Raw genomic sequence first — 24,643 nt, 5'->3', positions numbered from 1 at the left:
TTAAAAGATTTTTCGTTAGAGTTTCTTACTTTTGAATTTCAAAAACCGAAAGTCTCATGAAAAACTTTGCTTTAGCTTTATTTAGTGGAATATTATTGGCTTTCGGATGGCCTACCTATGGCTTTCCTTTACTCTTATTTATAGGATTTGTACCTCTTCTACTTTCTGAATTTAAAATAAGAAATTCAAACGCTAAACATAAAAAATGGAAAGTATTTGGGCATGCTTATCTTACTTTCTTTATATGGAATTTAATAGCTACCTATTGGATCTATTTTTCTACTCCCTTTGGAGGAGCTTTTGCCATTTTAGCCAATTCGCTTTTAATGAGTATCGTTTTTCTACTCTACCATATTATTGCAAAAAGAACCAATTTTAGAGCTTCGTCTAGCTTTTTTACAAGCATCTGGATTGTTTTTGAAAAAATACATTTAAACTGGGATTTTTCTTGGCCTTGGTTAAATTTAGGAAACGGATTTTCGGAATATATAAATTGGGTTCAGTGGTACGAATATACAGGAACTTTTGGTGGCACTCTATGGATTTTATTAGTTAATTTTATGCTTTTTAAAGCTGTTCTATCTTATGCAGAATTTAAAGAAAAAGCCATAGTATACCAATCATTATTAAAATCTGTTTTATTTATTGGTTTGCCTATTTTGGTATCGTACGTTATTTTATGGAATTACCAGATGCCCACTCAAAAATTAGAAGCATTAATTCTGCAACCTAATATAAACCCCTATACCGAAAAATATAACACAACCGATACTAGGATTGGCGATTTATTATTAAAAATGAGTCGAGAAAACAAGACTGATTCTACCGAAATTATTTTAGCACCCGAAACTGTTTTTGCAGATGGAACAATATTATCAAGATTCACAAATTCTGAAGCTGATTATTACGGTAAACAAATAGTCCGTGGAAATCCAAAACTTTCATTTTTAAGTGGTATTTCTTTTTATGAACGTTTTTCAGATCCAGACAAAGTAAATGCTCAAAGTAACCAATTAGGACCTAATGATTGGTTTAACGATTATAATTCGGCTTTTTTAATTAATAATAATCACAAAAACCAGTTTTATCACAAATCTAAATTAGTTGTTGGTGTTGAAAACTTCCCTTATCAGAAGCTTTTAAAACCACTTTTAGGAGATATTATGATTGATCTTGGCGGAACGGTAGCTAAAAAAACTACACAACCTAATCGAGCTGTATTTAAACTGCACGACACTATTACTACTGCTCCTATTATTTGTTATGAATCTATTTATGGAGAATATGTAACTCATTATGTACAAAATGGGGCTAATTTTTTGAGCATTATTACTAATGATGCTTGGTGGGGAGATACAGAAGGGCATAGGCAACATGCTAGTTACGCAAAATTACGAGCTGTTGAAACAAGGCGCAGTGTTGCAAGAAGTGCAAATACGGGTATATCTGAAATTATTAATCCTTTAGGAGAAATTACCGGTAAATTGGCTTATGCAGAACGAGGAACCTTAAAAGGTGATATTATATTGAATACTTCTGAAACTTTTTATACAAAATTTGGAGATTATATAGCTAGAATATGTCAATTTCTAGCTGTTTTCATCTTTCTATTTACTATCGTTGGTTTTAAAAGAAGTAAATATTCTTTATAACTAACTGGTTATTGCCCACGCATAGATAATACAGTACTCAATGTTTTTAAAACAATATTCAAATCTATAAAAATTCCTCTGTGTTTTATATAATATAAATCGTATTGTAATTTTTCTAAGGCTCCAGCTTCTTCTGCGCTATAATCAGCTTTTACTTGAGCCCAACCGGTAAGTCCGGGTTTTATAACATGCCGAATATTATAAAACGGAATCTTTTGGGAAAGTTGTTCTACAAAAAATGGACGTTCAGGACGAGGTCCAATTAAACTCATTTCTCCTTTCAGCAAATTTAAAAACTGTGGAATTTCATCGATTCTGGCTTTTCGCATAAATTTACCAAAAGGAGTTGTTCGGAAATCATTTTTTTGAGCATACCGAGGCCCATTAGTTTCAGCATTTTTAACCATAGTCCGAAACTTTATTATTTTAAATAATTTTCCATTTTTACCCACTCGCTCCTGAGTATAAAATATACTACCTCTATTTCCTATTAAATCGCCTAAAGCAATAAAAGGAAGTAAACAGAGCCCTACAATAATTCCTATAATTGAAAAAAAGATATCAAAACAACGTGACGAGTATAAATAAAATTTATTCTGATTACTCCTATTAAACGGAAAATATCTATAAAAATCGTGATCTACATGCTGAACAGGTACGCGAGCGGTAATCTCCTCATAAGCAAGCATAAAATCTCTTATAGGAAATCCTCTATGAAGCAAAGCACTTAATTCTTGATATAAAGGAAGCATTAATCCTTCTTTGTAACCGCTTGCTACAACGATCTCTTTTATAGAATAGTCATCAACAGCTTTTTGTAATTCGCCTACTTTTAATTTTATCAAATTATTACGAGTATTACTACCTACTTCCTGGTCTGTATTTACAAAACCTATAATCTCATAATTTGGATCAGCTTTTTTAAAAGATTCTACAATTAAGTCAATATCAAAACTATCCCCAACAACAATAACTCGCTTATTAAATCTGGGAGAAGAAATTAAAAAAATATACGCAGCACGCCATAACAAAAGCGTTCCTAAAATAGTTAAGAAAAAATATAAAATTTGAAATCTATTACTTGGTAAACTTGGACTTAAGATGGGAGTTAATATGAAAAATAAAACCGTTAATGATGAAGTTAACAGTGTATTCTTCAAAATTAAATCAAATTTACTAGCCACTTGTAAATCATACATTTCAAAAATATGAGCAAATATGTTTAAATAAGCTATGAACATAACCGTCCAATACCAAAATTCTTTTTCAATTCTGAAATAGGAAAAATCAGTAAATACTTGTAACAAATACAATGCTAACAATACCCATAAAATATCGAAAGTTCTCAGTAATACTTTTCGTTCAGAAATTTCAAAATGTAATAATGGTTTTTGCATATATTCTAAAAGATAATTAAGCTAAAATTTTATGCCAAGCATTTTTCACTTCTTCCCAATCAAAATTAGCTACTTTTTCACGGGCTTTTTTAACTAATTGCTGTGCTTTTTCGGGTTGTTCAATTATAAATAAAACCTGTTGTAAACAAGCTTCTTCATCGTTATTTTTAAATAATAATCCATCTTTCCCATCCTCTATTAAAAAAGGAATTCCTCCTACTTTAGAGCTTACTATTGGCAGTCCTAATGCCATGGCTTCAATAACACTAATTGGAGTATTATCTATTGTTGTTGTATTTAAAAAAATATCGGATTTTTCTGATAATTTATGCCATTCGGGTTTTGATAATTTTCCGGTAAAAATAACTGGAAGATTTTTATCTGCTACGTATTTACGGCAAACAGCTAAGGCGCCATCTTTATCAGGTCCGACCATTGTTAATGTTGCTTCTGGATAATCAATTTTTAATTTCTCCAATACTTTAATAGCCAACATCGGATTATAAAATTCTTGGAAAGCGCGTACCCACAATAAAGAAGCTGAAAAAAATTTTCTTTCAGTAAAAGAATAATTTTTTAATGGTATACTATTCGGAATATATATTAAATTAGGTACATAATTATTGAATTTTGATTGTAAAAACAATGAGGGAACTACATTTACATAAGCATTTTTAAAAATTTTACGATTTCTCTTAAATCGTAATCGCCTTTCAAGATCTCCTCCATGTAAAATATGTATATAAGGAATTTTAAGTAGTAAACACATTTTAGCTACACTATAGGCATAAATAAAATTTTGAGTACTATAGGTATCAATTAAAACAAAAGTTTGTGTGTTTTTAAATAGTTGCAGTGTATGCCAAAGCATATCCAAAAATCGAAGACCTTTATTTTTTTTGTCGGAAGCAACTGTTACTACAAATCCTTCTTTTTCTAATAAGCTAGGCATTATATCGGCTGAAGTAGGCGTAAAACCATGTTTTTCTAAGCGATTCCCTATGTACAATAAGTTTTTCAATCTATAGATTCTAAAAAATTAATCCAACAATTTTTAATGGTCTCCCAACTAAAACTTTCAGCTTTTTCACGAGCAGTTTCTGAAATTTTTTGTGCTATTTTAGGATATTGAATAAGAGTCTCTACCGCTTTCACCATTGCATTTACATCACCATTATTAACCAGGATTCCATCTTTATTATTGAGAATTAATTTAGGCATTCCCCCTACATCTGTTGAAATTACGGGTAAACCTAATGCCATCGATTCAATAACACTTAAAGGCGTATTATCTACAGTTGTTGTATTTATAAAAAAATCATATTCTTTTGACAATTCGGCCCAAGCTCTCTTTTTCAACTTGCCTGTAAAAGTTACATTCAAATTATATTTTATAGCATAATTTTTACAAACAGCCATAGTTCCATCTTTTTCAGGCCCCACCATACACAATGAAGCATCTGGGAATTTTCGCATTAAATCTTCTATAACTTTTAGTGCCATCTTTGGATTATAACGATCCTGAAAACGCCGAACCCACAATAATTTTGGTTTAAAATTTTCTCTTTTAAAATAAGGAAACTTATTAAGATTTATAGAATTCGGAATTATCATAAGATTCGTAAAATCTCTATTTTTAAATTCTTGATATAGAAACTTTGAAGGAGCTATATTCATATAAGCATTTCCAAACAAATTAGCACTAAACTTAGCTGAATTTTTTAATCGATCGGGTAAATTTCCGCCATGTAAAATAGGTACATACGGTATAGAAAAATATTGACACAATTTTGCTACAGTATACGCATAATAAAAGTTAGTGGCCCCGTATGTGTCTATTAAAACAATATCAGTTGTTTTATAGTTATTGATAATAAGGCCTAACATTTCTGAAAGCCGTAAAACTTTATTTTCCTTACCTGAAGCTGTTTGAACCGAATATCCTTCTTCCCTTAACATTTTACTAAGAAAAGAAATATAGGTAGCGGTGAAACTAGTTGACCGCAAGTCGTTTCCTATATAGAGTATTCTTTTTATCATCTACAATATAAATTAAAGATAGGCCATAAATAAATTCCGGAAGTGCAATTCGCATTGCCGAATGATTAATGGTAATAAACCAAAAAGCCAAAAACGCTAAAAAAAAGTAGTTATTTTCAAACTTAAACCAAAATATTAAGGGTACTGAAATTAAAATTAATAAGTTAATAACTCCTAACATACCATGTTCCGATAACATACGGCTAATTTCATTATGAGTGGCAATACTAATACCTAATTCCTCTTTTCGATATTCTTTTCCCTTTCCTACACCTATTCCTAATAAAGGGTGGGTATAAAAAGCATGAAGTTCAGTTTCAATTAGTTCAGCTCTCCCTGTTGTAATATCACTTTTTAAACGTCCGGCACGATCTCGGTTAGTATATCTATTTTCGATTAATCCTCCTGTTTGTACTAACGTAAAAAACCAAACCAGCACACCTGCCCCTAGTAACAAACCCATTTTTTGAAGCATTTTACCTCTATTTACACCATCTTGTTTATAATAAAATAGAATGACAAAACATAAAATACAAACCACTCCGGTAATTACGCCTCCTCTAGAGAAAGTAATTATTGCACGATAAGCCATTAACCCCAATAAAATAGTATCTATTAAGTTCAATAATTTATCTCTTACTGTAAATAAACGAGTGACTAATAAGAAAAAACCCAAACCAAAAACGGTAGAAACCTGGTTGGGTCCATAACCTCCTGTAGCAGCATAATTTGCTCCTACATTAATTAAAGAATCTTTTAAACTCGGCGTATAGAGGTACAGATAAAACATATTTGAGATCAGGGGCATTAAAAGCATAAGAATGACCTTTTGATAATCTCTTTTTTGAATTTTCTTATAATAACAATACAAAGAAACTACTCCCAAGCACACTGGTCCACTTAAATTAAATGCAATTAACTTTCTAAATTCTGCTTGATATCCTAAATTAAAAGAAGCTATTAAAATTCCTGGGAATAATAGTAACAAATACAACCAATAAGGGATCGTTCTTGAAGATGTTCCTTTGAAAAACATGCCCACAAGCAGATATACAATTATCATATACTTTCCTGTTTCATAAAAAACAAGTCCGTTTGTCATTCTAAAGTATACCTCAGCTCCGGCAAGATAAGCAGCAGCCATTAAGGCTTCATTATTTTTATTCTTTTTTTGGAGAATATAGATCAACCAGAACAATAAAATTCCATTAGTAAACAAAACAGAAATCGGCCTATACAAATAAATAGCGAATGCCATTGCTATATGTAGCAATAGAAAAGATATGTATTGCTTTCTATTTTGTTTAAAAGTTACTTGCACGCTTTATAAAACTTCAATATTTGATTTATAATTTCTTCGGAGCCAAATTTTGATCGTATTCTTTCTTGTAATAATCGAGCGTTTTTTTTTCTTGCTTCTTCATTATTTACATAATAATTTATAGATTCTAATAGCGACTTTTCATCATTAGACTCTATAAGCTTTCCATAGCTACCGATTACTTTCCGACAGTCTCCCACATCAGTACAAATTACTGGTAAACCTGCCATTCCGTATTCTAATAAAGCCAAAGGTAAACCTTCTGATTTTGAAACTAATAGTCCAATCGTTGCTTGTTTTAAAATACTTTTAGTTATTACCTGAGAATTGTAAAAATAAACATGATTTGTATTATTTATCAATGCTAATACTTCAGCATTATATATTGTATTAAATGTTTTTCCGAATAGGTGAAGGCTTACATTATACCTATTTTTTAATTTATCGAAAGCTTGCAACAGAAAAAGATGATTTTTTTGAGGTCTTATGTTTGCTATACAAATTATTTTCTCCTTTTCATTGCCTTTTAAAAGAAGATTAGATTCTCCTAAATTTCTTAACTCAACAAAGTTATTAATTTGGGCAACATGCTTACTAAATAATTCCCTTTCTCCCCATTCCTTTAATTTATTATTAACTGCAATTATTCCATTAAAAAAATTAGAACAAATTTTTAAAATAAATTTATGAGGTCTATTTTCTAAAAACTCACTATTTCCATAATGATCATGCCAAATTAGTACTAACTTAGGTATTACCATTTTTAATAAACTCGCAATAAAATAGGAACTACCATGTGCATGAATATGCGAAATTTTGTTTAATCTCGTAAATTTAATTAGCTTTGAAAAGGCTCTAATATCCCAAGTATTCTTTCTGTCTAAAAATAAATAATTAGAATAAATACTAATATCTTCCTTCAAAATTCCTTCTTTTCTGGTAACGACTAAAAAAGAAATTACCTTCCGCTCTTGATTTAAGGAATTAAATAAATTTACAGACATTCGTTCAGCTCCACCTGCATCTAATGAATCTATAATCTGCAATACTCTCATAAAATTTTCTGTATTTCAGATTCAAAATACTCCAATGTATATTTAGTAGACCATTCGGCAGCATTTTTGGACATTCTGCTAAATTGTTCAGGACTTCTAATTACTTTAATTATTTCATCAATATTTTTCTCAAAATTGTGATTCAGTAAAATCCCTCTTTCTCCATTATTTAGCATCCAAGGTACACAAGAAACCGGAGTTGTAATAGGAACACAGCTAAAAAACATTGCCTCTGCTACCGCCTTGGGCCAACCTTCACTTTTTGAAGGTAATATTGAAAAATGAGCTTTACAATATTCTTCTTTCAATTCTTCTAAAGATATCCCAGCGCATATTTTCACATAGCCATCAAGTTTCTTTTGTTTAACGTAATCCAAAAGACTCTGCTTCAAAATACCTTCCCCAAATATTTTAAGGTTTATAGCATGATGACCTTTCTTCTTTAATGCTTCAACAATTTTAATAGCCAATAATGGCTGTTTTCCATCAACCAAACTCCCTACAAAAATAAAATTTATTTTTTCTCCAAGTTTCTTGGGTTTAAGATCTATTATTTCTTTTTTGGAAAAAGATGCGGTAAAAAAAGGAATGATATTATTTGTTTGATTCGGCCATTCACCATATACTAGTACTTTTGTATTTCGGCTTAAAAATGTATTTGAAATTATCCATTTTTGCAGCTTGTAAGTCAATGGTTGCTTCGAATTGGGATCCCAATTACCAGCATATTTTACTGTTTTTGATTTGAAAGGAAAAAATATCTGAATTACACTTCCTAACAACCCCATATTACCAGGACAACGTAAATGAATATGATCGGCAGATTTCATTCCTTTAAAAAGCTTAAAAATAATAAAAGGAAGCTTTATAAATGTTGCTAGAGTGTTTGTTAAAGATGTTATTTGGAAAGCAGGAACATCAGTAAAATTTAATAGATCTTGACTATAAGCTATTTCTATATTCGAGGATGATTTTTTAACTAAAGGGGCAATAACCTCTGCATGGTCCACACATTGTAACCACATATTCATTTCTCGAATATAAGGCGCATAACCAAAATATTGGCCATTTTTACAGGTATGCCGTACATGAGTGATGATTAAAAAATTCAAAATAAATAGTTCTTGATTTTATCTATAACTTTAGTAGGAGATAAATGTTTTTCCCAATATTTTTTAGAGTTAACCTCCAAGCTTTCTCTATAAGCAGCATTTTTCTGAATAAATTGGATCGCTTCAGAAAGTTCATCTAAATGTTGAATATAATGTATTATTCTTTCGTTTTTATCTGGAAGCTTATTAAAACTTGGAGTCGATATTATCGCTTTACCTAAAGCAAAAAACTCGGCAAGCTTCCAACCATGGCAATCCTCAACTGCTGGAGTATTAAAAACAAGTAATGACTTTTTAATTTTGTCTATATATTCGGATAGAGAAATTCTAGGCGTTAAAACTTCATGATATCCCAAATTATCATGATCAGATCGATCTGCAAAGCCTCCCTCAAAATTAATTTTTTCCAACTTTTGGCAAGCTTTTATAAATTTATATCGGGCTTCATTCGTTCTTTTTTCTTTTTTCCATATAGAACTTATAAAGTAAACGTAATCAGAGTTTAAAGAATAATCTTCATGGTATCTCTTATATCTTTCTCGTTTTAATTGTCTCCAATAAGCAGCAAAAAATTCCTTTTTATTATGAATATATGCTTTACCTAAGAAGTAATTTGATAAAGAATAATAAACACTTTGAGGATAGTTCCATATTTGAATACCAAAACTAGGTCCTATATTAAGCACCTTTTCGGGATAGTGGTGGTTATTATTTACATTTACTTTGGCATAAACATCACACCATTTTAACCAATTATCTCTAACATTGCAAGAATCGTAAGCATCTATTATTATCTTTTTTGATTTTTCGTTATTCTGTAAAATTAGCGCACACGATTTTATTCCGAAATTTGGAAATCTATCCAAATTAAAAATAACATTTCTTTTTCCAAAGTTTTTATATAAACCCTGGATATAGAAAGCGTAATAATGAACATCTGTTAAAACATAAATAAAAACCTTCATGATTTACTTCTGCTAGAAATTAACAATCCGTAAAACCTCCCCATAGCTTCCGTAAAAGCTTCCTTTTGTTTAGAAGTATTGAAAACATTTCCAAATCTAACTAGTGCTAATAAAATTGATATTATATAAAATTTCAATTTAACTGATAATTTTGGATTTAGATATTTTAAGCGCCAAACATATTTACCATTCTGGCTGACCATTTTACCATATTTAAACTGGTTAGGACGTCCAGATGGCTCATGGTGATGATATAGTTTTGCCGCAGTATTTACATATAACGGTCCCAATTTAGCTACTTTTAAACAAAAATCCAGATCTTCATATAAGCCATAACCTTCAAAATAGTCTGAAAACTTAAGTCTTTTGGTCACAGGAGCTTTAAAACTCATAGCACAGCCCATAAAATATTCTACTGGATAGGTTTTTCCGGAAGGTGGTAAAAAGCCAATAGAAAATCCATGAGAAAATTCAGGCATTATTCCCGGATGCCTATCGCTCAACAAATTTAATTTCTTACGTAACACATTTCTACTGCCCAATTTTCTTTTCCAACCATCGAATTCAAATTCATTAAAGTCAGTGCTATCGTTTTCTAATTTTTCCCAAGCTATATGTTCTTCAATAATATAACCGCCTACACCTAGAGCATCTGGATAATTCTCATAAGTTTCCATCAGCTTTTCAAAATAATCGGGTTGTAGCACCACATCGTCATCTAAAAAACAGATAATCAAACTATCTCGACTTATTTTTTCTATTCCAAAATTTCTTTGCCTGGTTAAACCTCGATCTTTTTCAGCAACTAAATAGTATTCAATATTTCTAAAATTATATTCTGCAATCAGATTTTTACTTTCTAGATTTGTGGAACCATCTACAATAATGATCTCATAAGGATATAATTTTTGTTCGCCTATAGATCTTAGTAACTTTAAAAGTGCATAAGGCCGCTGGTAAGTACAAATAATTAGTGAAAAAGAATGCATCTATGAATTGGCTTTTAAAAGTTTATCAGCCCAGGTTTCACTTATTTCCCATCTCTTTTGCATTTCTTTTCTATATCTAATAGGATTTTTTATAGATTGAGCTCTATAAAACTTAATCCATAAAATTGTTTTATAACCTAATATCTGTTTTTTCGTATAATTACGTTTTACATAAGCCATAATGGTAGGTGAAGGTTTTGGTGAAGGATTAGCGTTTGCCCAAGGTTTATCAATTTTCTGCCGGAACCCTCCCCTAGGGGCTTTTAAATGAGTAATTTCTAAATTAGGCATAAAAATGATATCAATACCTTTTTTTCGCAATTGCATGCCGAAATCTAAATCTTCCCCATATCCAAATTCAAAGCTAAGATGAAATAGATTATTTTCTATAGTCGAAGATTTTAAAATGGCGAGCCCTGAACCAAAAGCACCCCATTGTTTGATTTTAATATATTTATTTGATATATTTTTTTCATTCAAATTAACAGCATCTGCTCCCCATAATTCAATTGATCCAATAATATTATTTAAGAGATCATGCTGTAATCTTACATCATCATCACATAGAAAAACCCAATCTGAAACTACTCTGCTTAATGCTAAATTTCTGGCCTTACAAGCTCCTGCTTGCCTTGTAAAAGTATGATCAATTATAAACGGCCATTCCTCCTCCTTAAAGTCAAAATCACTTTTTGAATTTTCTTCTGGATTTTGTTCGACAATAATTACCTTAGTTGGTAAAAAACTTTGCTTCTTTAAATCTTCTAAAACATTCAATAAATGAGAAGGCCTTCCAATTGTTGGAATGATAACATCAATACTATCAAATTGGACATTTTTTGAAGACTTTATTTTAAAATCAGAAAAATCAATTTCAAGTCCAAAAAAACTTTTGCTCGATAAATGTACTAGTTGCTTAACTACATTTTCTTTTCCATATTTCCTTAAACACCAAAATAGAATGCCCCCCCTGTACTTTTTATAAAATTGAAATACAAATCTGAAAAGTTGAGAACGCGTGGATCTGTATATTAAGCCCGCACTTTTTTGATACGAAAGTTGTGGTGCATGATAGCAGAAAAGTCCATTTTGTTGACCAATTTTAGCTATAGCATTTAACAGATAATCAAAATTATGGATTTTATCGAAAGATGATAGAAATCGAGAGGCTACTTTACCTTTAATCCCTCCTAAATCACTACTCATTAACCAGGTAGGATACTTTACTTCTCTATTGATATTAATAAATGGAAAATCATCAATATAACCTATATCATCACTAAAAAAAGTAGTTTCAATGGAATAAGAAGCCATAATAAGATCATGATGAAATACCTTTTTAAAACCTGCCTCTGATAGTTGACTCTCAAACTTTTCTTCTACCCATACAATTAACTCTTCAGGATAATCTTTTGCAACTTTCCAAAACGAAGATATAAGATTATTAGAGGTAATCTGCAAATAGATACCATTTCTAATAATACTACATAGCTTTTTCCCTTTTTGATGTACTAGAACTATCATCTATCTTTAGCATTTATAATTTCTTCATAAAATTCTATATTTTCTAGTGTTTTTTTCTCAATATCAAAATGGCTCTCCACTTTTAACCTTGCATTCGATTGAATTTTTTTACGGAAAATATCATCGCTAAAAATATGCATAATATGATCTGAGAAACTTTCGTGATCATCAGGATAAGCCATTAATCCATTAACACCATTATCAATAATTTCCTTAGCCCAGCCTATATTTGTATTTACTACTGCTTTTTTTAAGGCCATGGATTCGATAGTAACCATTCCTAAGGTTTCCGCATAAGAGGGAAATATACAAACATGTGATTCTTTAATATTTTCCTGTACCAAATGATAAGGTATTTTGCCCAAATAGGTTACATTTTTTATAGCACTTCCAAATTGCTTTTTAAGTAATCCCCATGTAGAGGGTAGACCTGTTTCTATATCGGGCGCATCACTCCCAATTATTATTAACCTCGTTTCAGGAAATTTTAAAATTATTTTTTGCAAAATAAATGGAAGCTCTAAAACACCTTTTTTTCGAATTAAAGTACCTATATATAAAATTTGAAAATTTTTAAAATTCTCGGATTCAGGATTATTGAAGTCATTAAGTCGTAAACCATAATGTATGGTTCTAATCTCCTTATTTTTAATTCTGAATATTTCTTTGGAAAGCTGGGCTGAAAAACCCGTAGGGGCAATAAAAGCATTTGCCGCACTAACCGCTAACTTTTCAAATAAAAAATTTTTCCATTTCTGCTTACGATTTTCCAGATGGCAGAAATAGGCATCACTACCATGAAAACGCATCACGACGGGCACAGGAAAACTCATAAATGCCGAAATCCCCGTCCAATCGGGAACTTCTATGAGCTGAATATCATCATCTTGTATTTTTTTATTTACAAATTGATTGATTTTTTTTCTTGTTTTATAAAAGCCAAAACTATCTGATTTAAAATTCAGGCTATAAATTTTCATATTAGTCTCCACTATCTCAAAGTATTTTTCCTGTCCATATACGAAAACGGATACTTCAAATTTGGTTTTTAAAGATTGAACCAAGTTATATACACTTGTTCCAAGACCTCCATCATGACCAAATGCCAAATGTGGATAATGACTTACTATGAAACCTATATGCTTTAACTTAATCATCTAATCAATCTTTTAAGCTGAACTTTAATACTCTTTTTTATATTTCTTTTACACATCAGAAATTGAAAATTAAATCCTCCAAATTTTTTAAACCGCCCTGCTATTACATAAATATCCTCAATTTCAGACTTTAAGCTTGATTCTTCGGTAAATTTACCAATTTTAATTTTTTTCACCTTTTTCGATAATTTTAGTATGTTAAAAAAAAAGCCAAAGTCATAATCTTCTGTAAATTCTTTTCGATCAAATATACCAGATACATTATTTATCTTATGTGAGGTATAAATATTCAAGTTTGAATGAAGAATACTACAATAATAGATAACAATTGGAGATATAATATAATTTGGTTTTAAAAATAATTTCTGTTTAATACCTTCTCCATCATTTAAATAGAAGTAATAGTTCATCATGGCTTTTTCTACGCTTGTCCTATCATTATATTCTATATTTAAAAATTTTAGTGGTATTTTATCCTTTTCAAAATTGTATTTATTCCACCTATCAGGATAAAAATCCTTGTCATTAGATTCAATGCTTTTATCTCCTCGGAAATTTTGAAATGGAGCTACAACAATAGATGATGCACTTTCACCTAACCAAGCAGACCACCAAGAAAAAGTAGAATTACTTATTATAAAATGATCACATTTTGTACCTAAATATAGTTGTTCTATAACAGATAAATTATCCCCAAAATGTGCATTATTCAAAAAGGAAAAATGATACTTACAATAACTGATGTCATCACTTAATATGACTAAATTTTTTTCTATCCAATCGGGGAAAAAATTATAAAGAGCATTAAGATAATATTTAATAGGAGTTTGATAATAATCAGGATGTCTAACAAAATCTCCTCGCCGGATGGAAATTAAAATGGTAGGTTTTTCAAAAACAATTTTGAACAAAGTGTCAATCTTATTTTTAAGCTTCGTATTAAATTCAAAATAATGCTTAACTAAGTCTTTTTGAAAATACTTTTCTGATTGTAACCATCCCTCCAAATCATAATCCTTGTGAGTCTCCAAATCCCAATCATGAAACTCATACATAGTTTCTAAAACATGTTTAAAATTGTAATTTTTACTATCAATTTTTGGTAAATGATTCTTGAAAAAAGACTGGTATTCCCATTCTTCAAACCCAAATTCATGATCATTTTCAATAGCAATTCCTATTGTAGAGGCAATTTGAAATAGCTGATTTCCTAAATTACCTTTACGACCTAATTTACCAAAAGTAATCATACTAGCGATCTATTATTTGCGCCGTAACTTGCCAAATTTCTTTCGATGCCTGCATTGGATTTTCTCCACCTATAATTTTAAACCATTCTTTAGCAAATTTTACTATAGGTTCAGGATCTTGAAGCATTTGCTGTAATATCGGTTTAAACTGATTTTTATTTGTAACCCAACCTACTGCATTAGCAGGCATCGATCTAAAATGTACATATTTATAATTTTGCCCAATATCTCTGATCCCTTTTTTCAATTGTGGTTGCTCATAATTGATATATATACAAGGTTTGTTATGAATGGCAAAATCGAAAACCATAGAAGAACAAATATTCACCACAAGTTCTGAATATTCACAAACTGTTGATAACAATGAAAAATCGTAAGGTTCAGGAAGAATAGTATTCCATTGTTTGCCCATTGCTTTCCAAGCCGGGGCTATTTCCGTAATTTCCTGTTTGTACTTTTCTATAATTTCTTGATACCTCCCCGTATGATCTACCGGTGCTTTCCTAAATATAATTCCTAAATTATACCCTTCTTCGTTAAGATTCTTTACAGCAACAGCTAAATCTTCTAAATAATATTGGTCTAACGGAGAAGTAGTTGTATCGTCACCTGAAAAACAAATATATTTTTTGGTTTCATTCAACCCATAATCTGCAAAAAATTTAGCTCTGGGTATCATTAAATCTGAGTTAAAATGAGGCTCAAATTGTGGAGTACCAGTCACAATAACCTGATTCTCTTTTAGAAATGGATAATACTTCAGTATTTCAGCTTTCATCAAATCGCTCCACACAAAATAATAATCGCTTTCTACCACTAACATCGCTTTAGGCACATTATCCCAACTATAAATAAATGTAGCCGTTGGAATTCCTAAATCTTTAGCAGCTAATAATGCGCTTATTGCTTGAGTAGAACGCTGACTGGTACATAATATTAAATCAGGCTTATGCTTTTCTAGTTGCTTTTTACAATACTCATATTTAGGATTTTTACGTTCTAATTTTGCTATTTTCTTTTTTATTGAACCTATTCCTTTTGGGGAATTATATTTGGCAATTAAAAGCTTGGTTACTATGCTGCGAGTGGCTTTTTTAGTGGTATGATATTGAAAAGGAAATTTATAGGTTTTATAAACCGAATCTTTAAATTCTTTTTGCCATAAATTAAGCTCTATTCGTTTTCGCGCTCTGGAATAAATAGGTGTTAATGGATGTAAATTATCGGATGCTATTTTAACTTCATGTAGTCCTAATTTTTCGTGTAATGGAAAAACACTATTATTCCAATACACTACATCTATTCCTAATTCCTCACCGAAATTGTTAAAATTAGTGTACGCGAAATTACGTAAGCCTACACCATCCGGTAAAAAAACAAAAACTTTTTTTTTAGCCATTAATTTTTTCTGAATTTCAATTTCTCACGCTGAACCGCTTCTATATCTAAAATATCTTTTTCTTTAAAGGTTAAGGACTGGTAAACGGCATTTAAATCTCGTTTTAATTTACGCATCCCCGAAGGTTCTAACGAAGCTGCATGATCGGTTCCCTTCAAAGTTCTATCTAACGTATAATGCCGTTCCACTACATTGGCTCCTAAGGTAAATGCGGCTACATCTACTGCAATTCCTAAATGATGACCCGAAAACCCAATATGCTTTACTTTATCTTCATAAAGTTGTTTCATTCTTGCGATTTCCAATAAACACACGTCTTCAAATGGAACCGGATAACCAGAGGTACAATTGTATATTACTAAATCTTGATTTCTACCCTTTTCAGTGAAAAAGTCAACTAAATCTCCTATTTCGTTTTTAGTGGTCATTCCTGTTGAAATATGAATTTCGCCGGAATAATTTTCGCACAACCAATTCAACATCTCATAATGATTATTACAAGCCGAGGGAATTTTAATAAAATCAGGTTGCAAGCTGGCAATTTCTTGAGCGGAGGATAAATCCCAAACTGAAGTAGAATAGGTAATTTCCATTTCTTCACAAAAAGATTTTAATTCTTGATGTTGCGCTACCGAAAATTCTAAAAATTCACGATGTTCACCATACGTATCGCCATATGCATTTACCGGATTAGGGTGTGGTGCATTATACTGACTTTCAGTCAGCAACTCTTTATTATTCCGTTTCTGAAATTTCACAGCATCTACCTTGCAAAATATTTTAGCTATTTTAATAAGCTCTTTTGCAATTTCCATATCGCCTTTGTGGTTACATCCAATTTCGGCAATTACGTAAGGTTTTTTATAAGTATTCAAAATCTTGTATTGTATTTTTGTATAAATTGAGCTACTTCTCGAATAGCACCCTCTCCTGATTTTTTTGCCAAATTTACGTCGGCAATTCGTTTAATTTCATCCATAGCATTTGCAGGAGCAAAAGACCAACCTGCACGGCACATATTAGTCATATCGTTAACATCGTCTCCTACGTACGCCAAACTGTTCATCTCTAAATCATTTTTCATGCAATAATCTTGAAGCATTCCGAATTTATCTTTTGCTCCTAAGAACACGGTATCGATCTTGAGCTTTTTCATTCTTGCAGCAACCAGAGCAGAATTTTCTGATGTCATTACCATTACTTTTACTTGGTGTTGACGCAAAATTTCTAAGCCCATACCATCACGCATATCGAAAGATTTCGCTAATTCTCCATTTTCAGAAAACAAAACCTTTCCATCAGTAAAAACCCCATCTACATCTAATACCAAATGAGTGATTTTACTATTAACTTTCTGTTTTCTTAAGTCGGTTGCCAAAAGATTTTCCATAGTAATCCAATCGGCTTCGCTATCAATTTCAGTATATGAAACTTCCGGCATTTCAAACGGAACTATGTTTCCACTTATTCGGTTTTGGCTAGTTTGAAGGGCATTTTTTGTAGTACAATACACAGCACCATTTTCAACTAACAAGCCTTCGAAATCTTGCCTTCTTGGTCTATTTTTATAATCATAATTCAACGATTTACCGTTATGATTCCAGATAAAACGATGGGTTTTCACTACGCTTAATGAAGCATCGGCTCCTTCTTCAATTTTTGATATTCCGTTATTAATGGCATCCGATTTTGTAAACGGGGAAGTAGCTTGCAATAAACAAAATACATCAAAATTATAGTTTACAGACTCACAATAATTTAATATTGCCATTTCGGTAGAAGCCGTATCGGTAGCCGTATTTTCGGGACGTAAAATTACTTTTACTTTTGAAGACCACTGAAATTGATTTTCGATAAATTCAATAACTTCATTATCGTCAGTAAACACAATTACCTCATCTAGTTTCGAAAAGATAGCTTCGGTTAAGACCCAACAAAATAAAGGTCTACCAAGCATTTTACGCTTATTTTTACAGGGAATACCTTTAGAACCTTTCCGTAATGGAATAAAACCTACTGCCTTCATTAACATGTTAATTATAGTGTTTAGTAATAGGTATAAAATTATAACTATACTTCAAAAATCATACTAAAAGTATTAAAGGATCTTACCCTCTAAATGCTTTAAAATCCTTTTACACCTTTAGTTTTTAAAAATAGTACACATTCTAGCTTATTTTTATCAGGAACAGTGTTATAATATATTATAGGGTCTATGGCTCCAAAGATAGCTTTATATTATAGAAGCTTCAAACGATTATATCATTTCGTATATTTATACCATACTTTTTTTAAAATTCAATTACTTATACCTAAATCTAGTTCAATAGAATTGTATCTATTGATAACCTTTTCCCGAATAAAATTTCTTTCGATTGATGGAATGATATTTTCCCTATTAAAAATAATAGCATTATTTATTAGCTTGGAACTACCGGTCGCTTTAAGTATTAATTCGCTTATCGATTTCGTATCATTAGGGTTTTCTATTAATAATCCATTGAAATTATGCCGTATGATTTCTGATGTTGCTCCCCCTGGATTTGATTGAATTGGAAAAACATCCATTATTATCGCTTCATAAAGTGTATTCGGCATACCGTCAGAAATACTATTGCCTATATAAATAGCAGCATTCCCCATTAATTTAATTATAAGTTGATGTGAAATTTGTCCATAAACATCAATTTCTTTTCTATTAAATAAAGTTTGGATATAATTTAGGGTAACTTCTGAACAACCAAATACAATTATTTTCCAATCACAAATCTTTGACTTAATTAGCGATAAGGCCTTTAAAACGGTATGACTTCTACCAAAAACACCGTGATTCCCTTTTACTATTATAGTCTTATGATCTTTTCGTTTATTAAAATTAATTTCTTGTCGCAGCTCTTGTGTTAAAAACCCACCACGCCCAGGAAACACACCTAAAAATTTACCTTTAAAACCATGTTTTAATGATTGTTTGTATTCTCTATTACAATCCGTAAAAAGATAATCAATTATGCTGCAAAGAGAGTCCAGCAATTTCAATTCACTTTTAATAGAGGAATAATAAAAAATATCACTACCCCAAGAAGAGCAAATCCATTTCAGTTGTCTCCGTTTCATAACGGAAATTAATGGAATAGCAGCAGATTGAAAATTAAAGCTATGAACTATATCAGGTTGTACTTGCTCTATTACACTATCCATCATCTTTTCTAGCTTCACTTCATTGAACCTACTTATCACAGAGTACACTTTCGGAAAATTACCTTTTAACAGATGACGAGCAGGAAAATCCCATTTATAACGCCATCCTACAAACTGATGGACAAAATCAATTTTTTTTACCTTATTCCCGGAGTCATAGACATCCAACCAATAAATTTCATGATGAGTTCCCTCTAATTGGCTTATCCAATTAAAGAAGTGGGCTGAAGCCATTGATACCGCTAAAATTTTCAATATAAAAAAATTCTAAATTATAGGTTGTATTTTTAAGAACACCTTTTCTTCTTTCCAATCTATCTTATACTCATATACATATTTATAATGATGAAAGATCAAAAACTCCAAGATATAATTATTAAGTTCGTTGATACTAAAATAATCTTTATACTTTTTACCTAACTTTTTTTTTACGGCATTTTTAATTTTTTCCCGAGAAGGCACCTTTTCAATTATAATATTAGCCTTTTCATTCCTCATCTTAACATTAAAAAGAACTGCTTTTACCTTTGAACTCTCTGGTGTGATTTTTAACCTAGAAACCTGAATTGAATCATTAATACCTTTATTTGGGATTACCCCCCATTCATAATTTTGATTAGCACTTACAACCATATTTTTTTGCTTTTGCAGCATATATTGATGATTAATTTGCTCTAAAAAAGAATGATAAGGAAAAAGACTTTTTTTGCTTCGATAAAGTTTTGGGTGCCACTGATGCTTGATCAAAATTTCCTGATCATAAAAATAAATCGAATACCCTGCATTTTTTAATCGCAGATGAACATCGGTATCTTCTGCGCCCCAACCGTGATAAAATTCGTCATAACCCCCAATAGACTTTAATGCATCTAATTCAAATAAGCTTATCCCTGTTGCACCTAAACTACTCTTAAATGCTACTTTTAAATTATTGAAATCTAATTTTTTTTCAGTTTCAATTTTGTTTAAAAAACCAGTTTGAAGGTAAAACATACCAAACTTCTGGTATATATCTTGACATTTTGAAATCAGATTTGGATGAAAAATCATATCAATGTCTGCAATTAAGACCAGTTTACTGTTACTCTTTTTTAAGCCTATATTTATGGCTTTACTTTTATTCCACAATTGCCCACAGGCAGGCACAAAAATGTAGTCTAAAAAATCATATAATTTTACAAGCCTCTCAATCTCAACTGTAAATGTATCTGAGCTACCATAATTTATCAAAAAAACCCTAAACGCCTTATCGGTTTGCATTTTTAATGATGCTAAACAGCGTTTTACAATTTCCAAATCACGATTCCGATATGTAAGTACAAGGCTAAGCATTAAAAACTTTAATTAAAGAATAAAAATATAATTTGGTGAATTTGATTTCTCCGTGAAAAAGAACTAATTTTAAATATTCACAAAATGCTCCTATATAATTTCCCTCTCTATTATAAGCTAATATTAAAGATTTTTTCTTTTTTTGAATGGATTTTTTAAAATTTTCTTGTCCTTTTTCAAAGCCTAATTCTTTTCTCAAATTCTCTAAAATAAACATATCGGTTTTGAATACATTACTTAATTTCTTTCTCAATTTGAAAGATTCTCCTACCTCAACTCTATAAACTGCAAAGTATTCATCAAAAAAAAATATTTTACTACCATCCGATACTATATATAGATATATCGGCCAATCTCCGTAAGGTAAATTAAAAAACCAAGAAGGTAAATTTTTTAAAATTTCTGAATTTTTAAATAATACAGTGACTGAAGGAATAAAATTATTCATCACTAAATCGGTAAAATCGAAATTATTTCTTTCAAAATTCATCGATTTTTCACTTATTTTTCCGCTAGAATATAATCTTCGACATTTACCAAACACTATCGAATAATCATTATTTTTATCTAAAAAATCAACTTGTTTCTGTAATTTATCCAAATCCGTCCAATAATCACCCCCATCACAAATCGCTATATATTTACCAGTCAAAGACTTAGAAGTTTCTATAAAATTATTGATTAAGCCTATATTTTTATCGTGAGTTATTAACTTAATTCTGTTTCCATATTTATTTTGATAATTTTTACAAATCTTCAGAGTATCATCTGTACTTGCATCATTACCTATTACTAATTGGAATCTAAAATTTGTTTTTTGATTCACCACCCCTTCTATAGCTTGTGCTATTAGACTTTGCTAATTATAGGTTAACATGAAAACACTTACAATAATTTCTGAATTCATTAAAAGTATTTATATAGTTTAGCTATACCTTTTCGTTCATCTTCAAAAGAATAATTCAGCAAATTAATATCTTGCTGAAATAATTTTTCAGCAAGATTTTTATTAGTTTCTGTAAAAAATCTGGAATAATGCTTTCTTTTATTTTTCCTTTTATTGAGATGCAGACTAAAATGATCCTTAATTTTCATTTGTTTTAATAAAAACTCAAAATTACTTTCTAAGGATTCAAACCGACCTATAAAATCTAATTGATAATCCCCATTTGTATCAAAAAAAGATGTTTGAGGATATAAATGATCTCCCCTATAATGTAAAGTTCCCTTTTGCGTTAAGGCATTTTCAAATTTCCCTTTTTTAGTTAAATATTCATTTAAACTTCCTTTAATTTTTTGATCTTTTTGCAGCCAAAAATAGTCGGAAACAACTCGATCCCAAGGATTTCGAACAAATGTAAACTTATAATAATCAGCCCACTGGTTTTCTGTGATCAACCCCTCTTCAACCAAAAATTTCGCAGAAGCATGCTGCAAAAAGGTTTTTCGCTTTGGGCACCACCCATATAACACATTGTAATTTGGCTTATTCCAAGCTATCAGTTCATCCCCTAATAAAAATGTAGTGATACTAATTCCTGCACATTTGGGTATATGAATAAAAATACATTTATGTTTATGAGAAATCATAATATTATTTAATAATAAATTTTACCGATTTTTGCTAAAATACTATTAGGCAATCCTTTAATTTTAAAAAAAGAATCATTAACTAACTTAATTCTCATTATTCTTTTAAAAACTTTATTCTTAAGTAAAAATATTGATTTTGAAGGTTTATTTCTTTTAGAATTTATATAATTTATTTTCAAAGTCATTTTTGAAAATATTATCTCATCCATCCAATCTTCATAAACATTGCCCATATGGTATGCATAATTTTTAAATGTAGTTAGTTTCCATAGACCATTATTTTGAGCTGCCATATCTAATAAACGTTCACTGTTATTTCCCATTTTGGCAGGAATATATTTTTTTATTTCATTTAAAATTTCCTTTCTGTATGTTGCTACAAAATGGCTAGAGCCTATACAAGCCTTTACTTCGCCCTTTTCAAGGCCCAAAATATACTGTAAATAATAATGATCTTCTTTCATATTCCATCCAATACTCTGATAAAATTTTTGCATTTTCTTTGGTTCCGCTACCTTAAAAAATTGCATTCTTTTTTGTAAAAAATTATCGAATATCACATTGGTACAAAAATTAGCATACATATTAAATTGAGGTACAATACCAACTGTACCGGCCTTTGGAAAAGCATTAAAAACACGAATAGTTTCCTGTTGCCACCCAGACAAAAACATCGTATCAGCATCTGCAATGGTAACCAAATCGAAATTATGCCCTACTACACCCTTATAAATTGCATTTAATTTTCCAATATTCGAACTATTAATAAGCTCCTGAATTTTGTTTTCGCTTTTTAAAGCTGAAAGATAATTTTCAACTTCAACACAACTCCCATTATTTATAATAGAAATATAAGTGTAATCAAAATCTACCGTTTCTAATATCGATTGAAGACACTTTTTGAAGATTTTAAAAGCATCTTTAAAATAATCTTTTTGATTAGGGATATAAACCGGAATAATGATCTGATGTCCAAACCTGTCATCAGAGGTAACTTTATCTTTATTGGGATTATTTCCTTTCCGCATGAGATCAGACTAATATTTAAATTTTTCAGGCTTTTTTATCTTAAACTTCAAAACAAAGAATAAGAATTTAATGGCATAAAAAGTGTCTATAAATAAGTTCTTAGATCCATTTAAGAATGTACCAACAACGTTATTAAAGGCCTGTCTCATTTTTACTTCTTCATGCCATATTTGGTAGTTACCCAACAAATCATTTGTTTTTCGCAAATAAGATTGAGCTTTCGATCTTCTAATCTCGTAAGCAAATACAACAGGAGCAAATTCTATTTCGTAGCCTTTTTTAACTACTCTTAATGTCCAGTCTTTATCTTCAAAAGTTGGCACTTTATCATTAAACGGAATTTTCTCCCAAACTTTTTTGCTAAATGCTGAACCTGTAAATATTAATCCAGATTTATTTGGATCTTTTTCAACACCTATATTCAAAATATAATTTCGATAATCGTTGGAAGAGTGTAAACATCTTACTCCCGCCAATTTTTTGTTGTTATCGAATTTTTCTTTTATACTTTTAAAAAAATTCGGACTCACTGGATAAGAATGCGCACTGAATATCGCAATAATATCTCCTGTAGCTTTTTCAGCAGCAAAATTTGCACTACCCCCGTAAGAAAAATCTTTTATAGTCTCGAAACGAACTTTAAATTTCTCAGCTATTTTTTTACTCTCGTCTTTAGATTCGTTATCGATTACTATAATTTCATCAATAGAATCCGAATATCTACTTGTAAGATTAAACAATAAAAACTCTAAATCTTTCGCTTCATTTTTATTTCTAATTACTACAGAAATCACATCTTAAAATATTTCTTAAATAATACATATACTTTAAAAAAAAAAGTGTTTTTCACCTTCTTATTAAATTTTTTCAAAGATTCATTTTCCTGATAAGCTAAAATTGGATTTGGAAAATTTTCCTGATAAATACTCGAATTTTTGTTGTAAATATAATCATAAAGGCTAAAGTAGTATTTCGGATCTGTTTTAAACCTGTTGGACAAGCTATTTACCTCATGCTTTCGATAAAAATATAAAATCTTATCCAAATGATAAATTCTAGAATTTTCATTAAGGATTCTAATCCAAAAATCCCAATCTTCAAAAGACTTCAATTCTTCATCATATCCTTTAGCCCTTAGCCATAAATCCTTTCTGAAAATAGAACATACTATAAAACAATTTTGTAGTAGTAAAGTTTTATAGCTATATGCAGGTAACTGTAATTTTTCATTTTTTACTCCAAAAAGTTCAACATCAAAATAAATAAGATCGTAAATATCATTTTGCATTATTTTATAAGCTTCCTCGATAAGAGTTTTATGAATTTTGTCATCTGCATCCAATGGTAGAATGTAAGGCTGTTTCGCATGTTTAATTCCAAAATTTCGAGCGCTCGATGCACCTCCATTTTCTTTATAATAATATTCAAATCTAGAATCTTTCTTTATCCATTGTTCTGCAATTTCACTAGTATTATCTGTCGATCCGTCATCAATTATCAGACATTCCCATTTTTTCGCTGTCTGATTAAATACACTTTCCAGACATTCTTCTAAAAATTGTCCCTGATTATAACAGGGAATTACAATACTTAAAACAGTATCACTACATGCGATTTCTAACATTGAGAA

The 24,643-nt window shown here is 30.4% G+C and carries 22 protein-coding genes; 1 reads left to right on the top strand and 21 read right to left on the bottom strand.

The genetic code is table 11. The features are described from left to right. Positions 1–56 precede the first annotated feature (56 nt). A complete protein-coding gene (gene lnt / locus ACN0WI_RS12735) occupies positions 57–1,652 on the top strand; it encodes an apolipoprotein N-acyltransferase (protein ID WP_417887326.1) in 1,596 nt (531 codons plus the stop codon). Positions 1,653–1,660: 8 nt separating this feature from the next. On the opposite strand, the gene ACN0WI_RS12730 is transcribed toward lnt, so the two are convergent. The 21 genes from ACN0WI_RS12730 to ACN0WI_RS12630 form a co-directional block, all read right to left on the bottom strand. After that, a complete protein-coding gene (locus ACN0WI_RS12730) occupies positions 1,661–3,049 on the bottom strand; it encodes an exopolysaccharide biosynthesis polyprenyl glycosylphosphotransferase (RefSeq protein ID WP_417887325.1) in 1,389 nt (462 codons plus the stop codon). A gap of 16 nt (positions 3,050–3,065) precedes the next feature. Continuing rightward, positions 3,066–4,070 carry a glycosyltransferase family 4 protein gene (locus ACN0WI_RS12725; RefSeq protein ID WP_417887323.1) on the bottom strand — a complete coding sequence of 335 codons (1,005 nt, stop codon included), beginning with the start codon at positions 4,068–4,070 and terminating at the stop codon, positions 3,066–3,068. Next, positions 4,067–5,008: a glycosyltransferase family 4 protein gene (locus tag ACN0WI_RS12720; protein ID WP_417887322.1), complete on the bottom strand. Its 942-nt coding sequence runs from the start codon at positions 5,006–5,008 to the stop codon at positions 4,067–4,069. Before ACN0WI_RS12720 ends, ACN0WI_RS12725 begins: the two co-directional genes overlap by 4 nt. 34 nt (positions 5,009–5,042) lie before the next feature. After that, a complete protein-coding gene (locus ACN0WI_RS12715) occupies positions 5,043–6,347 on the bottom strand; it encodes an O-antigen ligase family protein (protein WP_417887321.1) in 1,305 nt (434 codons plus the stop codon). Positions 6,348–6,400: 53 nt separating this feature from the next. Further along, a complete protein-coding gene (locus tag ACN0WI_RS12710) occupies positions 6,401–7,465 on the bottom strand; it encodes a glycosyltransferase family 4 protein (protein ID WP_417887320.1) in 1,065 nt (354 codons plus the stop codon). After that, positions 7,462–8,577, bottom strand: coding sequence for a glycosyltransferase family 4 protein (locus ACN0WI_RS12705; RefSeq protein ID WP_417887319.1), 1,116 nt, complete (start codon positions 8,575–8,577; stop codon positions 7,462–7,464). Before ACN0WI_RS12705 ends, ACN0WI_RS12710 begins: the two co-directional genes overlap by 4 nt. Next, positions 8,574–9,542, bottom strand: coding sequence for a glycosyltransferase (locus tag ACN0WI_RS12700; RefSeq protein ID WP_417887318.1), 969 nt, complete (start codon positions 9,540–9,542; stop codon positions 8,574–8,576). The genes ACN0WI_RS12705 and ACN0WI_RS12700 overlap by 4 nt, the downstream gene beginning before the upstream one ends. Beyond that, on the bottom strand, positions 9,539–10,531 hold the full coding sequence (locus tag ACN0WI_RS12695) for a glycosyltransferase family 2 protein (RefSeq protein ID WP_417887317.1): 993 nt from the start codon (positions 10,529–10,531) through the stop codon (positions 9,539–9,541). Before ACN0WI_RS12695 ends, ACN0WI_RS12700 begins: the two co-directional genes overlap by 4 nt. Continuing rightward, entirely contained in the window at positions 10,532–12,055 is a 1,524-nt protein-coding gene (locus ACN0WI_RS12690) for a glycosyltransferase family 2 protein (protein ID WP_417887316.1), read from the bottom strand. It abuts the gene before it with no gap. After that, positions 12,052–13,212, bottom strand: a complete 1,161-nt coding sequence (locus ACN0WI_RS12685; RefSeq protein ID WP_417887315.1) for a glycosyltransferase family 4 protein — start codon at positions 13,210–13,212, stop codon at positions 12,052–12,054. Before ACN0WI_RS12685 ends, ACN0WI_RS12690 begins: the two co-directional genes overlap by 4 nt. Then, positions 13,209–14,462: an alpha-1,2-fucosyltransferase gene (locus ACN0WI_RS12680; RefSeq protein WP_417887314.1), complete on the bottom strand. Its 1,254-nt coding sequence runs from the start codon at positions 14,460–14,462 to the stop codon at positions 13,209–13,211. Before ACN0WI_RS12680 ends, ACN0WI_RS12685 begins: the two co-directional genes overlap by 4 nt. A 1-nt stretch (position 14,463) precedes the next feature. Next, positions 14,464–15,861 carry a UDP-glycosyltransferase gene (locus ACN0WI_RS12675; protein ID WP_417887313.1) on the bottom strand — a complete coding sequence of 466 codons (1,398 nt, stop codon included), beginning with the start codon at positions 15,859–15,861 and terminating at the stop codon, positions 14,464–14,466. Next, the gene (locus ACN0WI_RS12670; RefSeq protein ID WP_417887312.1) at positions 15,861–16,736 is read right to left on the bottom strand and encodes an N-acetylneuraminate synthase family protein; all 876 of its coding nucleotides are present in this window, start codon (positions 16,734–16,736) and stop codon (positions 15,861–15,863) included. Before ACN0WI_RS12670 ends, ACN0WI_RS12675 begins: the two co-directional genes overlap by 1 nt. After that, positions 16,733–17,887: a cytidylyltransferase domain-containing protein gene (locus ACN0WI_RS12665; protein ID WP_417887311.1), complete on the bottom strand. Its 1,155-nt coding sequence runs from the start codon at positions 17,885–17,887 to the stop codon at positions 16,733–16,735. The genes ACN0WI_RS12670 and ACN0WI_RS12665 overlap by 4 nt, the downstream gene beginning before the upstream one ends. A gap of 272 nt (positions 17,888–18,159) precedes the next feature. Further along, complete coding sequence (locus ACN0WI_RS12660) at positions 18,160–19,314, bottom strand: glycosyltransferase (RefSeq protein ID WP_417887310.1); 1,155 nt, start codon at positions 19,312–19,314, stop codon at positions 18,160–18,162. Between the two features lie 12 nt (positions 19,315–19,326). Continuing rightward, positions 19,327–20,391 (bottom strand): glycosyltransferase family 2 protein, encoded by a 1,065-nt coding sequence (locus ACN0WI_RS12655; protein ID WP_417887309.1) that lies wholly within the window; start codon positions 20,389–20,391, stop codon positions 19,327–19,329. After that, a complete protein-coding gene (locus ACN0WI_RS12650; RefSeq protein ID WP_417887441.1) occupies positions 20,384–21,241 on the bottom strand; it encodes a glycosyltransferase in 858 nt (285 codons plus the stop codon). Before ACN0WI_RS12650 ends, ACN0WI_RS12655 begins: the two co-directional genes overlap by 8 nt. A 56-nt stretch (positions 21,242–21,297) precedes the next feature. Continuing rightward, positions 21,298–21,981 (bottom strand): sulfotransferase family 2 domain-containing protein, encoded by a 684-nt coding sequence (locus ACN0WI_RS12645; protein WP_417887308.1) that lies wholly within the window; start codon positions 21,979–21,981, stop codon positions 21,298–21,300. A gap of 8 nt (positions 21,982–21,989) precedes the next feature. Beyond that, positions 21,990–23,012, bottom strand: coding sequence for a glycosyltransferase family 2 protein (locus ACN0WI_RS12640; RefSeq protein WP_417887307.1), 1,023 nt, complete (start codon positions 23,010–23,012; stop codon positions 21,990–21,992). 9 nt (positions 23,013–23,021) lie between these two features. Next, positions 23,022–23,807, bottom strand: coding sequence for a glycosyltransferase (locus ACN0WI_RS12635; protein WP_417887306.1), 786 nt, complete (start codon positions 23,805–23,807; stop codon positions 23,022–23,024). Continuing rightward, positions 23,804–24,637 carry a glycosyltransferase family 2 protein gene (locus ACN0WI_RS12630; RefSeq protein WP_417887305.1) on the bottom strand — a complete coding sequence of 278 codons (834 nt, stop codon included), beginning with the start codon at positions 24,635–24,637 and terminating at the stop codon, positions 23,804–23,806. The genes ACN0WI_RS12635 and ACN0WI_RS12630 overlap by 4 nt, the downstream gene beginning before the upstream one ends. Positions 24,638–24,643 lie beyond the last annotated feature (6 nt).

Origin of the sequence: Zunongwangia sp. (assembly GCF_048269745.1) — a bacterium.
Classification (GTDB): Bacteria; Bacteroidota; Bacteroidia; order Flavobacteriales; family Flavobacteriaceae; genus Zunongwangia.
Note: the sequence above shows the minus strand (reverse complement) of the source record. Positions and strands in the feature narration are given on the sequence as shown.

What these genes read in the sequence shown, in the direction of transcription:
- lnt (WP_417887326.1), top strand. Translation starts at nt 57, where the DNA reads ATGAAAAACTTTGCTTTAGCTTTATTTAGTGGAATATTATTGGCTTTC.
- ACN0WI_RS12730 (WP_417887325.1), bottom strand. Translation starts at nt 3,049, where the DNA reads ATGCAAAAACCATTATTACATTTTGAAATTTCTGAACGAAAAGTATTA.
- ACN0WI_RS12720 (WP_417887322.1), bottom strand. Translation starts at nt 5,008, where the DNA reads ATGTTAAGGGAAGAAGGATATTCGGTTCAAACAGCTTCAGGTAAGGAA.
- ACN0WI_RS12715 (WP_417887321.1), bottom strand. Translation starts at nt 6,347, where the DNA reads ATGGCATTCGCTATTTATTTGTATAGGCCGATTTCTGTTTTGTTTACT.
- ACN0WI_RS12710 (WP_417887320.1), bottom strand. Translation starts at nt 7,465, where the DNA reads ATGAGAGTATTGCAGATTATAGATTCATTAGATGCAGGTGGAGCTGAA.
- ACN0WI_RS12700 (WP_417887318.1), bottom strand. Translation starts at nt 9,542, where the DNA reads ATGAAGGTTTTTATTTATGTTTTAACAGATGTTCATTATTACGCTTTC.
- ACN0WI_RS12695 (WP_417887317.1), bottom strand. Translation starts at nt 10,531, where the DNA reads ATGCATTCTTTTTCACTAATTATTTGTACTTACCAGCGGCCTTATGCA.
- ACN0WI_RS12690 (WP_417887316.1), bottom strand. Translation starts at nt 12,055, where the DNA reads ATGATAGTTCTAGTACATCAAAAAGGGAAAAAGCTATGTAGTATTATT.
- ACN0WI_RS12685 (WP_417887315.1), bottom strand. Translation starts at nt 13,212, where the DNA reads ATGATTAAGTTAAAGCATATAGGTTTCATAGTAAGTCATTATCCACAT.
- ACN0WI_RS12680 (WP_417887314.1), bottom strand. Translation starts at nt 14,462, where the DNA reads ATGATTACTTTTGGTAAATTAGGTCGTAAAGGTAATTTAGGAAATCAG.
- ACN0WI_RS12675 (WP_417887313.1), bottom strand. Translation starts at nt 15,861, where the DNA reads ATGGCTAAAAAAAAAGTTTTTGTTTTTTTACCGGATGGTGTAGGCTTA.
- ACN0WI_RS12665 (WP_417887311.1), bottom strand. Translation starts at nt 17,887, where the DNA reads ATGAAGGCAGTAGGTTTTATTCCATTACGGAAAGGTTCTAAAGGTATT.
- ACN0WI_RS12655 (WP_417887309.1), bottom strand. Translation starts at nt 20,391, where the DNA reads ATGCTTAGCCTTGTACTTACATATCGGAATCGTGATTTGGAAATTGTA.
- ACN0WI_RS12645 (WP_417887308.1), bottom strand. Translation starts at nt 21,981, where the DNA reads ATGATTTCTCATAAACATAAATGTATTTTTATTCATATACCCAAATGT.
- ACN0WI_RS12640 (WP_417887307.1), bottom strand. Translation starts at nt 23,012, where the DNA reads ATGCGGAAAGGAAATAATCCCAATAAAGATAAAGTTACCTCTGATGAC.
- ACN0WI_RS12630 (WP_417887305.1), bottom strand. Translation starts at nt 24,637, where the DNA reads ATGTTAGAAATCGCATGTAGTGATACTGTTTTAAGTATTGTAATTCCC.